This is a genomic window from Microcoleus sp., assembly GCF_049646505.1.
In the GTDB taxonomy this organism is placed as follows: Bacteria; Cyanobacteriota; Cyanobacteriia; order Cyanobacteriales; family Microcoleaceae; genus Microcoleus.
Map to the genome: position 1 here is coordinate 12,230 of NZ_JBARVX010000292.1, position 14,959 is coordinate 27,188.

Sequence of the window (14,959 nt, forward strand, 5' to 3'; positions counted from 1 at the left end):
GTAAAGATAATTTTTCAGTGCAGGCTGGTTTTGCCGTTGTGGTAAAGTTTTCAACAGCAGAGATATTCTCAACCCGTTTTTACATTATACGATCGTTCTTGCTTAAGAAACTGCTGCATTTTTGAGTACGGGGAGATACATTGCTTGTTTTCTAACACCTGGGTAACAACTTACATTTTATAGCTGTGAATAAAAAATGGTTAATTATACTGAATGGTTCACGGAACGCACCAATGGTAAAATTCAGATTAATAGTACAGCAATATACAGGCATTTATCTCTCGAAGTGGTCGAGAGATTAGATAGTAATTTATCTGTTAATGAAATTATTGACTGGATTAGAAATAAGACACGAGAAGCCTTTATCACTATCTATGGAAAAAATCCTGAAGTGGGTGCTCTTAACAACGCTACGGGAAGATGGAATGAATTTATAGCAACTAGCTTGTTGTCAGAAATTGTATTAGACATAAATAAAGATAATGATGCTTGTAGCGCGGTATTTTCTTTGCCAAACTCACAGTCACAAAAAGAAGGAGCCGAGGAAGCTTCTTCAAAATTTATAAGTTTATTCAAAAGTATTGAGTTTGCATCTGGACAACCTTTAGCTAAACTTGCTCCTTTTAAAGACTATATTTTTATGCCAAGTCCTGATTATATTATCGTTGTACTTGGTAAGAGTGATGTTACAACATCTATTAACGATCTTTTAGAACAACAAGTAAAAAATCCAGAGAGTTTGGCTTTGTACAATTTTTTCAAAGGAAAATTACAATTAGAACAAGTAAAAGCGGCAGCATCTCTTAAAACTTCAAACCGTCCCGATCGCCGATATCAACCTTTATTTGAAGCGGCGATGATTAAAGCAATGGGATATGTGTTGGATCAAAATTGGCAATATTATATGGTTGCCAGTGAATTAAGCTCTGCGGATAGGACTATATTTAAAACAGCAGTTGCTCCTCATAGTATAGCACTCGAACAAAACTTCAAACTTGTAGATGGCACATACCTATACGCCAGAAAAACAGATTTAATACCTTTAGTTGAATCTGCTATCACACAATAGCTAAGTGTAAGTATTCTAAAGAAACTTCAAAGGTAACTCTAACTGTTTATTGATAGGTAGCTTATAATGCCATTCTGTTGTTTCTAAAAAATTAAGAATTGTTTGAGCAATACCTTTAGATGCTAAGTAAGGAACCCCATTTCCCACTGTTTTAAACATATTGCTTAATGTCATATTTTCTGGCAGAGCAAACTTTTTAGGCAGAGACTGAATAGCTAAGGTTTCTGCAACAGAAAGCCTGCGAACTTTGTAGGGGTGCAAGTGAACTTCGTTATTGCCGTAACAAGCGGTCGGGGAATAACGCCACCGGTGCAAACGCTTGTAAGATTTTTTAGAATCATCTCCCTCATCGACAGCAGCAAATCTTTTAATTCCCGCTCTTGGTTGAAAATAGTGTTGGGCATTAGGATGGTTTGCAACATCATTTTGTTGGAACCAAAACTGTACTGTTAAATCTTTGGGAATGCCATCAGGGCAAGGCAAAAAACTATCGCAGGCAAATGCACCAGTTTCAGGCCAAGGATTAGAAAAAACTTCGGATTTGGGATACAAAATCTGACTTGACCAAGGAAATACACCTTCAGGCAACATTTGGCTGTTTTGCTCTAAAGAAATGCCCATATCTTTGACAATATTTTTTCGGAAACCGATTAAAATAATCCGATCTCTATCTTGGGGTACACCGTATTCTATCGCATTAATTAAACGTTCCACAAATACGTATCCTGCGTCAGCCAACTTATTTTTAAGTTCGTCATAAAAAGCTTTATGTTTTTTGGTTCTCCACAAACCTTTGACATTTTCAAACAAAAAGAAATCCGGCTGCTGTTGGCAAATCAACTCAATGTAGGAATCTGAAAGTTTGCCTTTATCTCCTTCCCCACCTCGGTTTTTGCCGCCTATTGAAAAGTCTGGACAAGGCGGCCCGGCAATAAATCCAATAATATCGTGTTTCTTCCGGGCATCTTGCATCAATTCCCGCAAATGAAGTGCTGGTTTTCCCTCTATAAGTCGAGTCACATCTGCTTCCTCTCCTTCGCAGTGTCCGTATTCTGGCTGCGGTAAATTCAGACACTGGCGAGAGTGACGGTATGCTTGGATGAATGGCGAGAAAATTTCATTTACATAAACTATATTAAAGCCGATAGATTCAAAACCAAAATCAAGGAAGCCTGAACCTGAAAAAAATGAGAATATAGCCGTTTTCGGTTGAATTAGGTGCACGCGGGGTAATTGGTAATTGGTAATTGGTAATTGGTAGAATGGCAGGGGTGCGTTTTGAGCGAAAACTACGAGTTTCGGAGATTTTTAGCTAAACCTGCCCCTATATTATAGAATGACCAGGGCGGGTTTGAGACGATTATTGTTTGTAAAACGGCCCAGACAGGTATTCTTACAACCATTGGCCGCCTCGGAAACGCCAGTAGGGAAATAAAATTCGCATTAGTGTTTGCGATGCCAGATAAATAGCCAGCCACACTAAACTGTAATGCAGGGCAAAAGCTCCCAAGTCAAAATCTTCCGGCGGTATCCCCGGCAAACCGATAGTTTTTATTAATAGCAAGACAAAAAGTGCTTCCCAAATTCCGGCTAGCAATTGAAACGCGCCGGGCCAATCTCGATCCCAGCGGTACTGCTGAATGTAGATATATAAGGCATCCCAGCCGATGCCAAAAATCGCTACATAGCCTAAAATCCCGAAAAAGATCGAGCCTGATTTACCAGCGATTAAACCTAGAAAAAATGGCAGTGTTACTAAAACCCCTACAGTTGCAAATAATAATATTCGAGTTTGCCATCGACCAAATAAGGTGGGAGTCATTCGATTTTGGATTTTAGATTTTGGATTTTAGATTGAATGCGAAACAGTTTTGTTTCTAATCAATCTGGAGATTTATTGAAAATCCACTTCAACCACTGCACGAACGATCGCCAAACGCTCAATTTGCCGACACCCGGAACTCCGTCAACCGCCAGACTTTCAACAGAACGCAGGGCGGCGTATTGCAAGCCCAAAAAGCTGTCCACAGGCGCGTAAGCCCCGCCCAAAGTAATCGCGCCCGCTGCGTACACTCGCCCTTCTCCGTGGGTGGGGGAAGTGTTACGCAATTCGGGCACTTCAAAATCGTTGTTAACACTCAGCCGCCCCAAATTGTTGAGGGGAAGATTGTATTGAACTACTAAATCGTTTAGTAGGGGACTGGTTTTTACTTTAGCGTCCAAACCGGTAGCGTCAATAATAAAATCAGCTTCTAACTTAATTTGCCCTTTGAGCTCTTTTTCCTGAATGTACGTCACCGTGCGGTTTTGACTGTCGCGCTCGACTCGCTCGACTTCGCCGAAGGTAATTTGATACCATCCTTGACTTAAACCTTCTTTGATTATCCGCCGCCAGTCGCTGCGGTTGGCTGTAGTGGTGCCGCCCCAGTCTGCGAGCAACTGCGGGCGCAATTCTGGTTGAGCTTTTTCTAACATTACTCGCAATTCCCCGCCCCAGGAGGCTTTGGGCCAGTTGAAAGGTTGAAATTCGTAGTGATTTTCGACTTGTCGCACGGCGAGGTTAAATTTGTTGCCTTGGGGTTTGGGCGATCGCATCAAATGCAATACTTGAATGTTGCGGTTGCGCTGTCTGGCTTCGTAAATTCTCTGCACAACGCGAGAAGCTACAATCCCCCGGCCTCTAATTAACACGCTGCCGCCCTTAGCCTCCAATTTTTGGTAAACGCTGTCGTGGTTTTCATAGGCGTTGACAACAGAGTTAAAATCCTGGGTTTTTTCGCGGTATTCCTGCAAGTCTGGCAAAAATTGAATCGCGGGATAGCCGGTGGCTAAGTGTACGTATTTGGCGATCAAAAAAGCATGATCTCGTTGGTTGGCATTCGATCGAGAATAAGCGATCGCGTACCTGCCGTCATCAGTTTTGCGAATTCCCAACACTCTCCCGTAGCGAAACATCTGACTCCACCCAATTCGCAGAGTTTCCCTGTCAATCGCATCAAACACATTTCCGGCGCGAGGCGTATAAGTTTCGGCAAAAGTCGGTTCAGCAAACACCTGCCACATCAACTTCAGCGACATCCCCAAACGCCCTTTGAGCAATTCCTGCCAGCTTTCCCGCAGAGCATAGGGAGGCCAGCCCCAAATGTTGTCTGGGCAAGCATCAGAATTCGATCGCAGCCGTTCCCGCAGCGGAATTTGAGAATTTAGGCACAACCGGCGGTAGCGGGCGTAAGGCTGCTCTTCCATGCCCAAAACCGCAATTCGATCGGCTTTCACGCCGCAAATTCTCAGCAAATCCACCCAAATAAAGCTGCCCAAACCGCCCCCAACGGCGGCCCAATCGACTTCGACTACAGGGAGTCCCATCAATTGGATCGATCGCACGGTTATTTGATTCGCCTGCAAAAATGCGATCGGCGGAAATTCTCCGCTACTAGCTGTTTGAGGATGCGGCGAAACCATTGGCGGGGCGAGGGCTGGGTCTGGCCCGTTGGTCTGCGGGTTAAAGAAAATGTGAGAATTGACAGAGTGGGTTTCTGCGGAATTCACAGCAAAGGAAATGCCGATCGCGTAGGGCCCGATTTGCAGCATATCCCCGTTTGCCAGCACGCACCGAGTTTGGCGGGTACCGTTGACAAAAGTACCGTTGCGGCTGCCGGTGTCAGTAATTACGATACTGTTGCCTTCGGTGGCAATGACTCCGTGAAATCGAGAAATTTGACTGCTGCTGAGGGCAATTCGAGAAACTCGTTTCCCGTTGATTGTGGCGGGCATAGCTTCAAAAATTCGTCCCAAGGCGATCGGCAAGTCGAGTATCGGAGAGCGACAGTCCCCCGTAGCTGTGTCTTTCCAAGTCAGTCGCAGGCGCAAGGGTTGAGGATTCATTATGATGATTTTTTTAACATTAGCCGTCGGCTTTGAGCTTTCTGCGAAAAAAGGTTTTTGAAGTTGAGAGTGTTTAGCCGATCGCCCGATTTGCCCTTTTTCAAACTTTCACGGCGAAAGCACCACACTCATCGCCGCCGCCAGAGAAGTACCGCACCACGGACACCCCGCACCCAAGCGCGCGTAAGGCGAAATACGGCTGCACTTGGGACACTGCAAACCATATTTTGAAGGCCCCGTCGGCGGGGAAGAACTTGCAACCGCCGGGCCGAGCAAAACTGTCTGCGGCGCGGCTACTTGTACCTCCGGCGCAGACACCACATCGATTTGCACTTGGCCTAAATGGATGCGGCTGTCGGATCTCAATGTTGCTTCGCCCGATGCGAGAATTTTTCCGTCTACCAGCGGGGGATTGCTGGGGCGCAAGTTCCGCACCGCATACTCCTGCAATTCCCGATCGAAAAATATTTCGACGTGGAGCCCCGATACGCTGCGATCGTCCAATACTAGATCGCATTTGGCCCGATCGCGCCCGATTCTCACGGTTCCCGGATTTTTGCTCGGCTGTCCGTTTTGAATTGTCTGAGTTTGACCGAAAAGCGAGACGCAAGCCCCTGACTTTAGGCACGGGGACAAGTCGGCGGCGGTTTCAACCGCCTTCAGTATTTAACAAATCTTAATACAAGATTAGTATCATATGTAGGTTAAGGCTGTATAACTATACTATGAGCGTTAATTACAAGTCAAACAAAAATGTTGTCTACTCTTGTAAATACCATATCGTGTGGTGTCCTAAGTATCGTCGCAAGGTTTTAGTGGAAGGTGTTGATACCCGCCTCAAACAAATATTGCTAGATGTTGCGACTGAGTTTGGTAGTGAATTAATCGAAATGGAAGTAATGCCCGATCATGTCCACCTCCTAGTCGAATGCGATCCTCAATTGGGAATTGCCAAACTAATTAGGTATATGAAAGGACGCTCCTCTAGATACCTCCGCCAAGAATTTCCTTGGCTAAAAAGTCGATTACCAACGTTATGGACTAATAGCTACTTTATTGCAACTCTTGGCGGTGCGCCAATTTCAGTAATTAAGCAGTACATTGAGAATCAAAAAAATGTCTAGTTATGGATGCCAGCAAAATTTACTCAGTCCAAACCGAGAGTTGAGAAGCGTACTAGAGTTTGTATGCGAAGAATCAAACAAGCTAGCTAACTGTGGGACTTACTATTCTCGGCAACTGTATTTCAAAACTGGGAAAATTCCCGGCAAGTACGACCTGCATAAATTATTCAAGGAAAATCTTCATTTTAAAGCGCTGTATTCCCATGTTGCTCAACAAACATTGACCAACGTTGCGGAGTCTTTCAAGTCGTACATTGGACTATTAAAAAGTATCAAAAGTGGCACAGTAACGCAACAGCCTAAATTGCCCAAGTACCGCAAAAATAGCTTGAAATTTGTGAGATTCCCAAAGGCGGATATAAAGCTAAAAAATGGACAATTGAGGTTCCCGTTAGGAAGTAAGGTTAAACTATGGTTTGGAATTGGTGAATTCTATTTGCCGATGCCGTCTAACCTAAACTACAAGGAAATTAGAGAGATTCGCATTCTGCCAAAAAATGGGCAATTTTATGTCGAGTTTGTCTACCGAATCCAGCCAACAGCACTCGAACTAGATGTCGGTAAATCTCTGGGTATAGATCCAGGGTTAAATAATTGGCTAACCTGCGTTTCCAATGTGGGAACAAGTTTTATCGTGGATGGGCGGCATCTAAAATCATTGAATCAATGGTATAACAAGCGGGTTTCAGCGATTAAAGAACATAGACCTCAAAGCTTCTGGTCTAGGCGATTGGCGCATATTACAGAGAAACGAAATAGGCAAGTCAGAGATGCAGTCAATAAAGCAGCTAGATTAGTATTAAATCACTGCCTTGAAAACCAAATAGGTACAGTCGTTTTTGGCTGGAACAAAGGGATGCGCCAAGAAATAAATCTTGGCAGCAAAACGAATCAAAATTTTGTGCAAATTCCTACCGCTCGATTGAAGGATAGGATTTCTCAACTTTGTGAACAGTATAGCATTCGGTTTGTCGAAACCGAAGAAAGCTATACGAGTAAGGCAAGTTTTTTAGATTTAGATGAACTACCTAAGTTCGGTGAAAAAACTGAAGGGTGGAAAGAATCTGGGAAGCGTGTTAATCGTGGACTATATCGTTCAAAAGATGGAAGCAAAATTAATGCAGACTGCAACGGCGCTGCGAATATTTTGCGAAAAGTAGCGACAACTTTAGGGCTATGTCTAAAAGGAGTCGGTAGAGGCGCTTTGATTTCGCCTTTGAAAGTTCGCATCTGGACTCTTCAAGAATCCCCGTCCCGGAGCGGGCTGGGGAGTATCAAGCACCCCAGCCTCTATCCATGTTAAAGTGAGCTGGTTTGTCATGATTATATTGTTTTCTGAAGATATAAAAAATCTTAACTTATCGATCGGAAAATTGGGTTGAGAAAGCAATCCTTGTAGGATGGCTTTGCGGGTTCGCCCCTTTGGGCTAGAAACGCGGTTTCTGCCAGTTTCGGAAAAACCAGAAATCTACAAAAAAGCCTGGTTTCTAGCCTGGGCCCGATCGCCCGCTGTATACCTCAGACTTGTGAAAAAATATTTTGTCGATTTCCACAAAAAAGCCCCGAATTCGGGGCTTTTAGTGCTCTGATTGGCTTTTTTTAAGAAGCTGACTCGCGCAGCTTGCCAGCTTTTCTTTTCTGCAAAATTCTTCACCCGAATTGCGCTTTCTTCTTAATTTGCCCGCGATTGCTCATAACTCGCGACAGCGGGTTTTTGACAGTTGCGAAGCGGCGCGCGGAATGTTTGCGATTTTTCGAGGTGGCGGTCGAACTCGCTGATTGGGTGAATTCGCTCGCCCCACCTCCTCAAACGCCAGCCTGTTTTAGTTTCACAGCAGGCCAAGGTTTAAGAGACTTAGCTTTCGCTCTTGCGACTTTTCCGACCGCCTTCGCGACCAATTTGAGCCATGTGTTCGCGATTTCTGCTGACAGCTTCGCCGCCTTTTTGACCAGCTTGTCTGGCTTCTTCAGAGGTGAATTCGTGGGCAGTTCCTTTCGCGTGCGCTGCTTTTCCGCCTTTGCTAGCAATTGCGCGCTGTTTTTCGGCGTCCATAGAAGCGAATCCGCGTTTGCTTTTCTCAGCCATGACTGTCTCCTTGTGTGTTTTCTGATTTTTTAGCTCGATCGCGCCTTCGCCTCCCACTGTAGTTGGTACTTCCAGTCAGTGGTGAGATATCAGACGGTAAATTATCAAACGTCATCAGACAAATTTAAACTGTTGGTTTAACTCGCAGAATGACTGTTTTGTAATTTACAAATGTGAACTAAAAATAGTTCACGCCCGGGCACTGTAATTAGATCCGCCAATGTTTAGGCAGTTTACTGTCTTTCAATCATTGTATAAACCTCCCAAATTTTATACCTCTTTCTCAGGTATAGTCATTCTTTAGTTCGCTGGAAGGATGGAATCGAAAGCAGACTGGCGGTAGACTCAGAGGATTTTTCCTTACTGGCGGCAACAGTTCAAAAATTAAAAGTCCCAAGACGGATGCTTTTTTTGTCTTTTTACTTTTCATTTTTTTGAACCCCCCCAAGCGGATACTTGACTTTTCGACTGAAGTCGAAAAAAATCCAAATTTTAGACCCCCGTGCCATCTCCCCGATTCAATGCTGCAAGTCAAATCTCAAATCGACTCGTGCCTTCGGGGCTTGCCAGTTATCCCGCTGTTAGCCGATCGGCCCATCGAGTTGTTTCAGGCAAGCGATATCTCGGAGTGCAGCGCAGGACGTACTCGATCGCACTTGTCAAGTTTATTCTGTGACCGATCGATACATAAATCGGTTTTACCCCTGTTTGCGTCCTCAGCGCTGCCCCTACGATCGTTCCATCCTCCAGCAAGGGCTGCCAACTGCCCCGTTCGAGTCCTACTTCTGAATGTTCTCCAATAAATCGAGTTTTGGCAACTCCGATCGTCGCAATTCCTGTCAAAACTCCCAAATGGCAGGCAAGACCGAACCTGCGGGGTTGAGCGAGTCCTTGACCGTCGCACAATATCAAATCTGGTTTCAAACTGATATTTTCTAAAGCGTCAAGAACAGCAGGCACTTCTCGAAAAGACAGGAAACCGGGAATGCAAGGAAAAGCTGTAGGACTGCGAACCACAGACTGCTGCTGCAATTGCAAGTCGGGAAAGCTCAGAACTGTTACAGCCGCCAGCGATACGCTGTCTGCACTGTTGTAGCCGACATCTACGCCTGCGACATACCGAACTGTCTCAAGTTGATTTTCGGTAATTACCAATGGCCGGAGGTGTTCTTGAATGGCGATCGCCTCTTCAATTGTCTCCGGCCAAGGGTGTCGCTGCAACATTAGACATCTTTATTTAACCGTTCTCATCTAAGTTTAACTTATTTTCTGACATTTTTAATCTCGGAGTTTTATCGTTGGTCGCTATAAATTAGTTACTTGCACAGCGAGTCTTTTTTTATACTCTTGAGGCTTGAGTAAGGCGCGCCCAGACCCATTCAACAAATAGAGTCTGATGTTGGCAGACTGAAATTCAATTTTTCGCTGCTGCTTGCACCAACCCGCCAAGATTTCACCTGCACCTCAAGTTTTTCTCTAAAACAGCAAGAAATCTCACGCCCGACCGGCAGGCGTTGACATGAATTGCACGCGAATTGACGACACTCCTGTGACCCATCTGCGATCGCACGGGCGAGAAGGACAGGTCGGGAACGAACAAATCTTGCGTTAGACTGTTGGACAGCAAATTGAGTTCACTCGCTTGATTTTAAAGCTTGTCCAAGTCAGATTAGATCCAGATATCCAACAACAGCAGTTATTAGCAAAAGCTTTTGATAGTTGTCCTCGGCTGGGAAATTATTGTCTGAACTCGATCGAGCAAACATACAAACAGACTCGCAAAAACCGACATGAATATCGAGTAAAAAAGCTAATTTCACAATTAAATAAAGATCGTAAATGAAAAACTAGGAATTTTGACTTCTGGAAGAGAGGATCGAGCCTGTCGCCCAGATGTAAGTCGCAGCAGTACAGGACGCAAGAAATCTACTATTATACTTTTGGTTGGACGGCCAGCCTCTGGGCTCTGGGTCGGAGAGCCTGTAGGTAGCTCACCCCCAAAATAAAATTAACTTGGTGGGAGTCCAGAAAAACGCTAAAGTAATAAACAACTCGGAAATTGTAAAGGTTTGCTTGAAAGTTCGGCTGATGGGAAATCGGGAGAACCAGTCAATTTCTAATTTAGATGAAGTGGAGGGTGCGGTCGATCGTCATACTGCGTCGGATGCACTTTGGCTGCGCGATCGAGCTTTAGCAGCTACTAGCAGCGGTATCGTCATTGCTGATGCGATTGCACCCGACTGTCCGATAATTTATTGCAATCGGGCCTTTGAACGGATCACGGGTTACTGCGCCGGTGAAATCTTGGGGCGCAACTGCCGATTTTTGCAAGGCCCGGATACCGATCGAACTGCGGTAGCTAAAATTCGCGAAGCCGTGCGCCAAGGTCGATCGTTGCAGGTGACAATCAAAAATTACCGCAAAGACGGTACTCCTTTTTGGAACAAATTGTCCCTATCTCCCCTGCGAGACGACAGCGGTAATTTAACTCACTTCGTCGGAACTCAGTCAGATTTATCCGAACGCATAGAAGTGCAGCAAGCTTTGCAGCAAGCTAACGACCAACTGCAAACGATTTTAGAAGCAGTTCCGGGTATAGTGTCTTGGATTAGCTCGGATTTGCGCTATTTGGGGGTAAACCGCCACTTAGCTAAACTGCACGGTTTGTCGCCCTCGGCCTTTGTCGGTCAAGATATCGGTTTTCTGGGCGCTAGCTCGGATTTTCACTCTTTTGTGGTGGAGTTTTTTGCCGGTGACGCTACGGAAACTGTTAAAGAACTCAGCGCTAAGGTGAAAACGGACGGCGGAAAGTCGGCGGGACATTATTTGATTGTGGCTCAAAAGTACGATCGGGGAAACGCCGCTTGTTTGGTCGGGATTGACATTACCGAGCGCAAGCTGGCAGAAGAAGCTCTGGTGCTGACTCGCAAGGCGGTGGAAAGTTCGAGCGACGCGATCGGCATGAGCGATGCCAACGGCACTCACATTTATCAAAATCAAGCGTTTTCTCAGCTATTTGAATGGGACACCGCACAGGAATTTAAACTGGCTGGAGGTATACCGGCAGTTTTTGCAGATCCCGCAGTCGCCACAGAGGTACTGGACACGATCGCCCAAGGTTATTCTTGGTCTGGTGAAGTTACCAACCGCACTAAAAGCGGCGAAATTGTGCAAGTGCTGCTGCGGGCCGATGCGATTAAAGACGCTACGGGGAAAATTGTCGGTCTGATTTACATGAATACTGACATTACCGATCGCAAGCGCACCGAACAAGAACTGCGGCAAAGCGAGAAGCGTTTTCGCTCGCTGATTGAAAATGCTAGAGACATTATTGTGATTCTCGACGAGAAAGGCTTTTGCCGCTATGTCTCTCCTTCCGCCGAGCGGATTTTGGGCTACCCGACGGCGGAAGTGCTCGGCCGCTCTGTATTTGATTTGATTCACCCCGACGAATTGCCGATGGTGGCTCAAGTTTTCCAAGGTGTCATCGAAATGCCGAGGGTTGGTATGGGATTGGCGGAATACCGAGTGTGGCACAAGGACGGTTTCTGGTGCGTTTTGGAAGCGGTGGCGACGAATTTGCTGGCTGAACCTTCGGTGCGCGGAATTGTCGTCAACTGTCACGACGTGACGGAACGCAAGGTGGCTGAAGACCAATTGTTGCACGATGCTTTTCACGACGCGCTGACAGAGTTGCCGAACCGCGCTTTGTTGACTGACAGGTTGGGGCAAGCTTTTGCCCGCGTCAAACGGCATCCGAGCTATCAGTTTGCGGTGCTGTTTCTGGATTTGGACAGGTTTAAGGTGATTAATGACAGCCAGGGACACGGTACGGGCGATCGGCTGTTGGTGGCTGTGGCCCGCCGTCTCTTGACTTGTTTGCGACCGGGCGATACGGCGGCTCGTCTGGGAGGAGATGAGTTTGTGATTTTGCTGGAGGACATTCACGGTGTTGATGAGGCCATCGCCCAAGCAAAGGAAATTCTCAGGGCGATCGAAGGACCGCTTTATCTCGAAGGTAATAAAGTTTTAATTACTGCTAGTATCGGCATTGCTTTGAGTACAGAAAAATATCAGTTGCCGGGAGATATTTTGCGCGATGCTGATATTGCGATGTACCGCGCCAAAGCTCTCGGTAAAGCTCGCTACGAAGTGTTTACGAGCGCTATGCACACTCGGGCTGTGGCTTTGATGCACTTGGAACACGATTTGCGGGAGTCGGTTGAAGAACTGAATTTGACGTATTCGATGGTGGATTTTAAAGGTGGGCCGGTGGGGGGAAATTTGCCGCCGGGGGAATTTGACCGATCGCGGGAGCGTCGGAAATCGCCATTGGCTCGCCCTCAATTGGAATGTCCTTTTACTGTTTATTATCAGCCGATCGTTTGTTTGCAAAGCGGCTCAGTTATTGGATTTGAAGCGCTGGTGCGCTGGCTGCACCCGGAACGGGGTTTGGTTTCCCCAACGGAATTTATTGCGATGGCTGAGGAAACAGGCTTAATTATGCCTTTGGGTTTGTGGGTTTTGAATGAAAGCTGCCGCCAAATTATTCAGTGGCAGAGTTTGAATTTACCTGCTGGAAATTCGCGTCTGACAGTAGCAGTAAATCTTTCGGGGAGGCAGTTTTCTGAACCGGAGTCGATCGAGCAAATTAAGCAAGTTTTGTACGAAACTGGTGTTGATGCTCGCTGTTTGAAGTTGGAGATTACTGAAACTGTGGTGATGGAAGATGGGGAAGCGGCGGCGGGGATGCTTTCGCAGTTGAGAGAGTTGGGAATCGCGCTGTGTATTGATGATTTCGGTATAGGTTATTCGTCTCTGAGTTATTTGCACAAATTCCCGATTAATATTTTGAAGGTCGATCGCTCTTTTGTCAGCCGCATCGGAGCAGCCGGGGAAAATTTGGAAATTGTGCGGGCGATCGTCATGCTGGCCCGCAGTTTGGGGATGGAGGTAGTGGCAGAAGGTGTCGAAACCGCCGTGCAATTGGCTCAAATACGGGCGATCGGCTGCGAGTACGGTCAGGGGTACTTTTTCTCTAAACCTCTCGACAGCGAGGCAGCTACAGCCTTGTTGAGGCGATCGCCCAAATGGTAATCCGATCTACAATAGGAACTGTATCAAGGCAAATTAATATCAAAACCTATGTCTCAATCGATCGCGCCAGTTGTACTCGACCAGAAGATTGATACTTCCCCAACTTTAACCTTTGAAGAATACCGAGTTTATCAAGGAGAAATAGATGTACAATACGAGCTGTACAAAGGCAAATTAATCCCGATGGCAACGGCTAGCGCATTACACACAAGCATCTGCGAATTTTGGGTTTACAAATTGCAGCGTTATCTCGCTGAACACAATCTCGATTTAGTAGTAAAAACTTCTGTAGGAGTGAGAACAGAAGAGGTTACATCCCGCATTCCCGATGTAGTTGTCTGCACTCAAAGTTTGTGGGAACAAGCTCTTGCAAGACCCGGTTCCGGCATCCTTGGCTTTGATGAAACGCCGTTATTAGTAATAGAAGTAGTTAGCCAAGATCGGCGGGCCGATTATATAACTAAACGAGGAGAATACCAACTAGCTAACGTACCGGAATATGTAATTTTTGACCCAACAGAAAACAGACAGCGGGTGCGAGTTATGGCATTTCTCGAAGGTGATGACATTTATACAGAGGTAAATTACTTGCCGGGAGAAGAAATGGTATCTGTAGTATTTCCCAATCTGAGATTATCAGTCAATGAAATTTTAGATCCGCCATTGGTGGAAGGGTTAATTAAGGCAGAACAAGCTCAATTGCAGCAACTACAAACAGTCGAACAACGCGCTGAAAGATTGGCGGCGAGGTTGCGGGAGTTGGGCGTAGATCCTGATAATGTGTAGGATATTGGATGAAGTGCGCGCGTGCGTTGGCGAAGCCTGTGCGATAGCACGCTTGCTATCCCGAAGGGAATCGCCCTTGACGAATCTCAATCATCTAGCGGCAAGTCGTGGAGTTAATAAGGGCGATCTTTGGCGAACCGAAGCCTAGACTGTTAAAATCAAAATTGAGTATAATAGAAAACTATCGAGATAAGTAAAAATATATGTCTCAATCTGTTGTGCCAGCAGTCGAAGAAAAAAAGCTCGATACTTCGCCCACATTGACTTTTGAAGAATACCGAGTTTATCAAGGAGAAATAGATGTACAATACGAGCTGTACAAAGGCAAATTAATCCCGATGCCAACAGCCACAGTTTTACACATCAAAATTTGCGAATATTTAGTTTACCAATTGCAGCGTTACCTAGCTGAACACAATCTCGACTTAGTAGTAAAAACAGGTCTGGGAGTGAGAACAGATGAAGATAAATCTCGGATTCCCGATGTAGTTGTCTGCACTCAAAGTCTCTTGGAACAAGCTGCTGCTAGGCCCGGTGCAGGTATCCTCGATTTTGATGAAAAACCACTGTTAGTAATAGAAGTGGTCAGCCAAGATCGGCGGGCAGATTACGTGATCAAACGAGCGGAGTACGAACTAGCGAATGTGCCGGAATATTGCATTGTTGACCCTAAAAATGGCAAGCAAAAAATCCGGCTTTTTGCATTGATTGAAGGTGAAGATGGTTACACGTATACAGATTTCTTGCCTGGTGAAGAAATGGAATCTGTAGTATTTCCCAATCTGAGATTATCAGTCAATGAAATTTTAGATCCGCCATTGGTGGAAGGGTTAATTAAGGCAGAACAAGCTCAATTGCAGAAAGCGGAAAGGTTGGCGGCTAGGTTGCGGGAGTTGGGCGTAGATCCTGATA

General features: G+C 45.7%; 14 protein-coding genes. 8 read left to right on the top strand and 6 right to left on the bottom strand.

The window, feature by feature from the left end; all coding sequences use genetic code 11:
• Positions 1-196: 196 nt before the first annotated feature.
• Complete coding sequence (locus WBA89_RS15465; RefSeq protein ID WP_424407884.1) at positions 197-1,069, top strand: Cfr10I/Bse634I family restriction endonuclease; 873 nt, start codon at positions 197-199, stop codon at positions 1,067-1,069.
• Between the two features lie 15 nt (positions 1,070-1,084).
• Here WBA89_RS15465 and WBA89_RS15470 read toward each other — a convergent pair whose 3' ends face one another.
• The 4 genes from WBA89_RS15470 to WBA89_RS15485 form a co-directional block, all read right to left on the bottom strand.
• Entirely contained in the window at positions 1,085-2,293 is a 1,209-nt protein-coding gene (locus WBA89_RS15470) for a DNA cytosine methyltransferase (protein WP_424407886.1), read from the bottom strand.
• A 169-nt stretch (positions 2,294-2,462) separates the two neighbouring features.
• Positions 2,463-2,891 (bottom strand): hypothetical protein, encoded by a 429-nt coding sequence (locus WBA89_RS15475; RefSeq protein WP_424407888.1) that lies wholly within the window; start codon positions 2,889-2,891, stop codon positions 2,463-2,465.
• 59 nt (positions 2,892-2,950) lie between these two features.
• Complete coding sequence (locus WBA89_RS15480; protein ID WP_424407890.1) at positions 2,951-4,954, bottom strand: FHA domain-containing protein; 2,004 nt, start codon at positions 4,952-4,954, stop codon at positions 2,951-2,953.
• A 108-nt stretch (positions 4,955-5,062) separates the two neighbouring features.
• On the bottom strand, positions 5,063-5,590 hold the full coding sequence (locus WBA89_RS15485) for an FHA domain-containing protein (RefSeq protein ID WP_424407892.1): 528 nt from the start codon (positions 5,588-5,590) through the stop codon (positions 5,063-5,065).
• An 89-nt stretch (positions 5,591-5,679) separates the two neighbouring features.
• Here WBA89_RS15485 and tnpA point away from each other — a divergent pair, with 89 nt between their 5' ends.
• From tnpA to WBA89_RS15500, 3 genes are all read left to right on the top strand, one after another.
• On the top strand, positions 5,680-6,078 hold the full coding sequence (gene tnpA / locus WBA89_RS15490) for an IS200/IS605 family transposase (RefSeq protein ID WP_424407894.1): 399 nt from the start codon (positions 5,680-5,682) through the stop codon (positions 6,076-6,078).
• On the top strand, positions 6,071-7,381 hold the full coding sequence (locus WBA89_RS15495; RefSeq protein WP_424407896.1) for an RNA-guided endonuclease InsQ/TnpB family protein: 1,311 nt from the start codon (positions 6,071-6,073) through the stop codon (positions 7,379-7,381). Before tnpA ends, WBA89_RS15495 begins: the two co-directional genes overlap by 8 nt.
• Before the next feature lie 97 nt (positions 7,382-7,478).
• A complete protein-coding gene (locus tag WBA89_RS15500) occupies positions 7,479-7,667 on the top strand; it encodes a hypothetical protein (protein ID WP_424407898.1) in 189 nt (62 codons plus the stop codon).
• 266 nt (positions 7,668-7,933) lie between these two features.
• Here the strand turns inward: WBA89_RS15500 and WBA89_RS15505 are convergent, their stop codons facing one another.
• Positions 7,934-8,221, bottom strand: a complete 288-nt coding sequence (locus WBA89_RS15505; protein WP_424407900.1) for a KGG domain-containing protein — start codon at positions 8,219-8,221, stop codon at positions 7,934-7,936.
• Between the two features lie 513 nt (positions 8,222-8,734).
• Positions 8,735-9,388 carry a deoxyribonuclease V gene (gene nfi, locus WBA89_RS15510; protein ID WP_424407902.1) on the bottom strand — a complete coding sequence of 218 codons (654 nt, stop codon included), beginning with the start codon at positions 9,386-9,388 and terminating at the stop codon, positions 8,735-8,737.
• Positions 9,389-9,806: 418 nt separating this feature from the next.
• Between nfi and WBA89_RS15515 the strand changes: the two genes are divergently transcribed.
• The 4 genes from WBA89_RS15515 to WBA89_RS15530 form a co-directional block, all read left to right on the top strand.
• Positions 9,807-10,007 carry a helix-turn-helix domain-containing protein gene (locus WBA89_RS15515; RefSeq protein WP_424407904.1) on the top strand — a complete coding sequence of 67 codons (201 nt, stop codon included), beginning with the start codon at positions 9,807-9,809 and terminating at the stop codon, positions 10,005-10,007.
• Between the two features lie 245 nt (positions 10,008-10,252).
• Positions 10,253-13,261, top strand: a complete 3,009-nt coding sequence (locus WBA89_RS15520) for an EAL domain-containing protein (protein ID WP_424407906.1) — start codon at positions 10,253-10,255, stop codon at positions 13,259-13,261.
• A 48-nt stretch (positions 13,262-13,309) separates the two neighbouring features.
• A complete protein-coding gene (locus tag WBA89_RS15525; RefSeq protein ID WP_424407908.1) occupies positions 13,310-14,047 on the top strand; it encodes a Uma2 family endonuclease in 738 nt (245 codons plus the stop codon).
• Positions 14,048-14,250: 203 nt separating this feature from the next.
• Positions 14,251-14,959, top strand: a 709-nt coding sequence (locus WBA89_RS15530; RefSeq protein ID WP_424407910.1) for a Uma2 family endonuclease, incomplete at its 3' end; no start/stop codon positions are given.

What these genes read in the sequence shown, in the direction of transcription:
- WBA89_RS15465 (WP_424407884.1), top strand. Translation starts at nt 197, where the DNA reads ATGGTTAATTATACTGAATGGTTCACGGAACGCACCAATGGTAAAATT.
- WBA89_RS15475 (WP_424407888.1), bottom strand. Translation starts at nt 2,891, where the DNA reads ATGACTCCCACCTTATTTGGTCGATGGCAAACTCGAATATTATTATTT.
- WBA89_RS15480 (WP_424407890.1), bottom strand. Translation starts at nt 4,954, where the DNA reads ATGAATCCTCAACCCTTGCGCCTGCGACTGACTTGGAAAGACACAGCT.
- tnpA (WP_424407894.1), top strand. Translation starts at nt 5,680, where the DNA reads ATGAGCGTTAATTACAAGTCAAACAAAAATGTTGTCTACTCTTGTAAA.
- WBA89_RS15495 (WP_424407896.1), top strand. Translation starts at nt 6,071, where the DNA reads ATGTCTAGTTATGGATGCCAGCAAAATTTACTCAGTCCAAACCGAGAG.
- WBA89_RS15500 (WP_424407898.1), top strand. Translation starts at nt 7,479, where the DNA reads ATGGCTTTGCGGGTTCGCCCCTTTGGGCTAGAAACGCGGTTTCTGCCA.
- nfi (WP_424407902.1), bottom strand. Translation starts at nt 9,388, where the DNA reads ATGTTGCAGCGACACCCTTGGCCGGAGACAATTGAAGAGGCGATCGCC.
- WBA89_RS15520 (WP_424407906.1), top strand. Translation starts at nt 10,253, where the DNA reads ATGGGAAATCGGGAGAACCAGTCAATTTCTAATTTAGATGAAGTGGAG.
- WBA89_RS15525 (WP_424407908.1), top strand. Translation starts at nt 13,310, where the DNA reads ATGTCTCAATCGATCGCGCCAGTTGTACTCGACCAGAAGATTGATACT.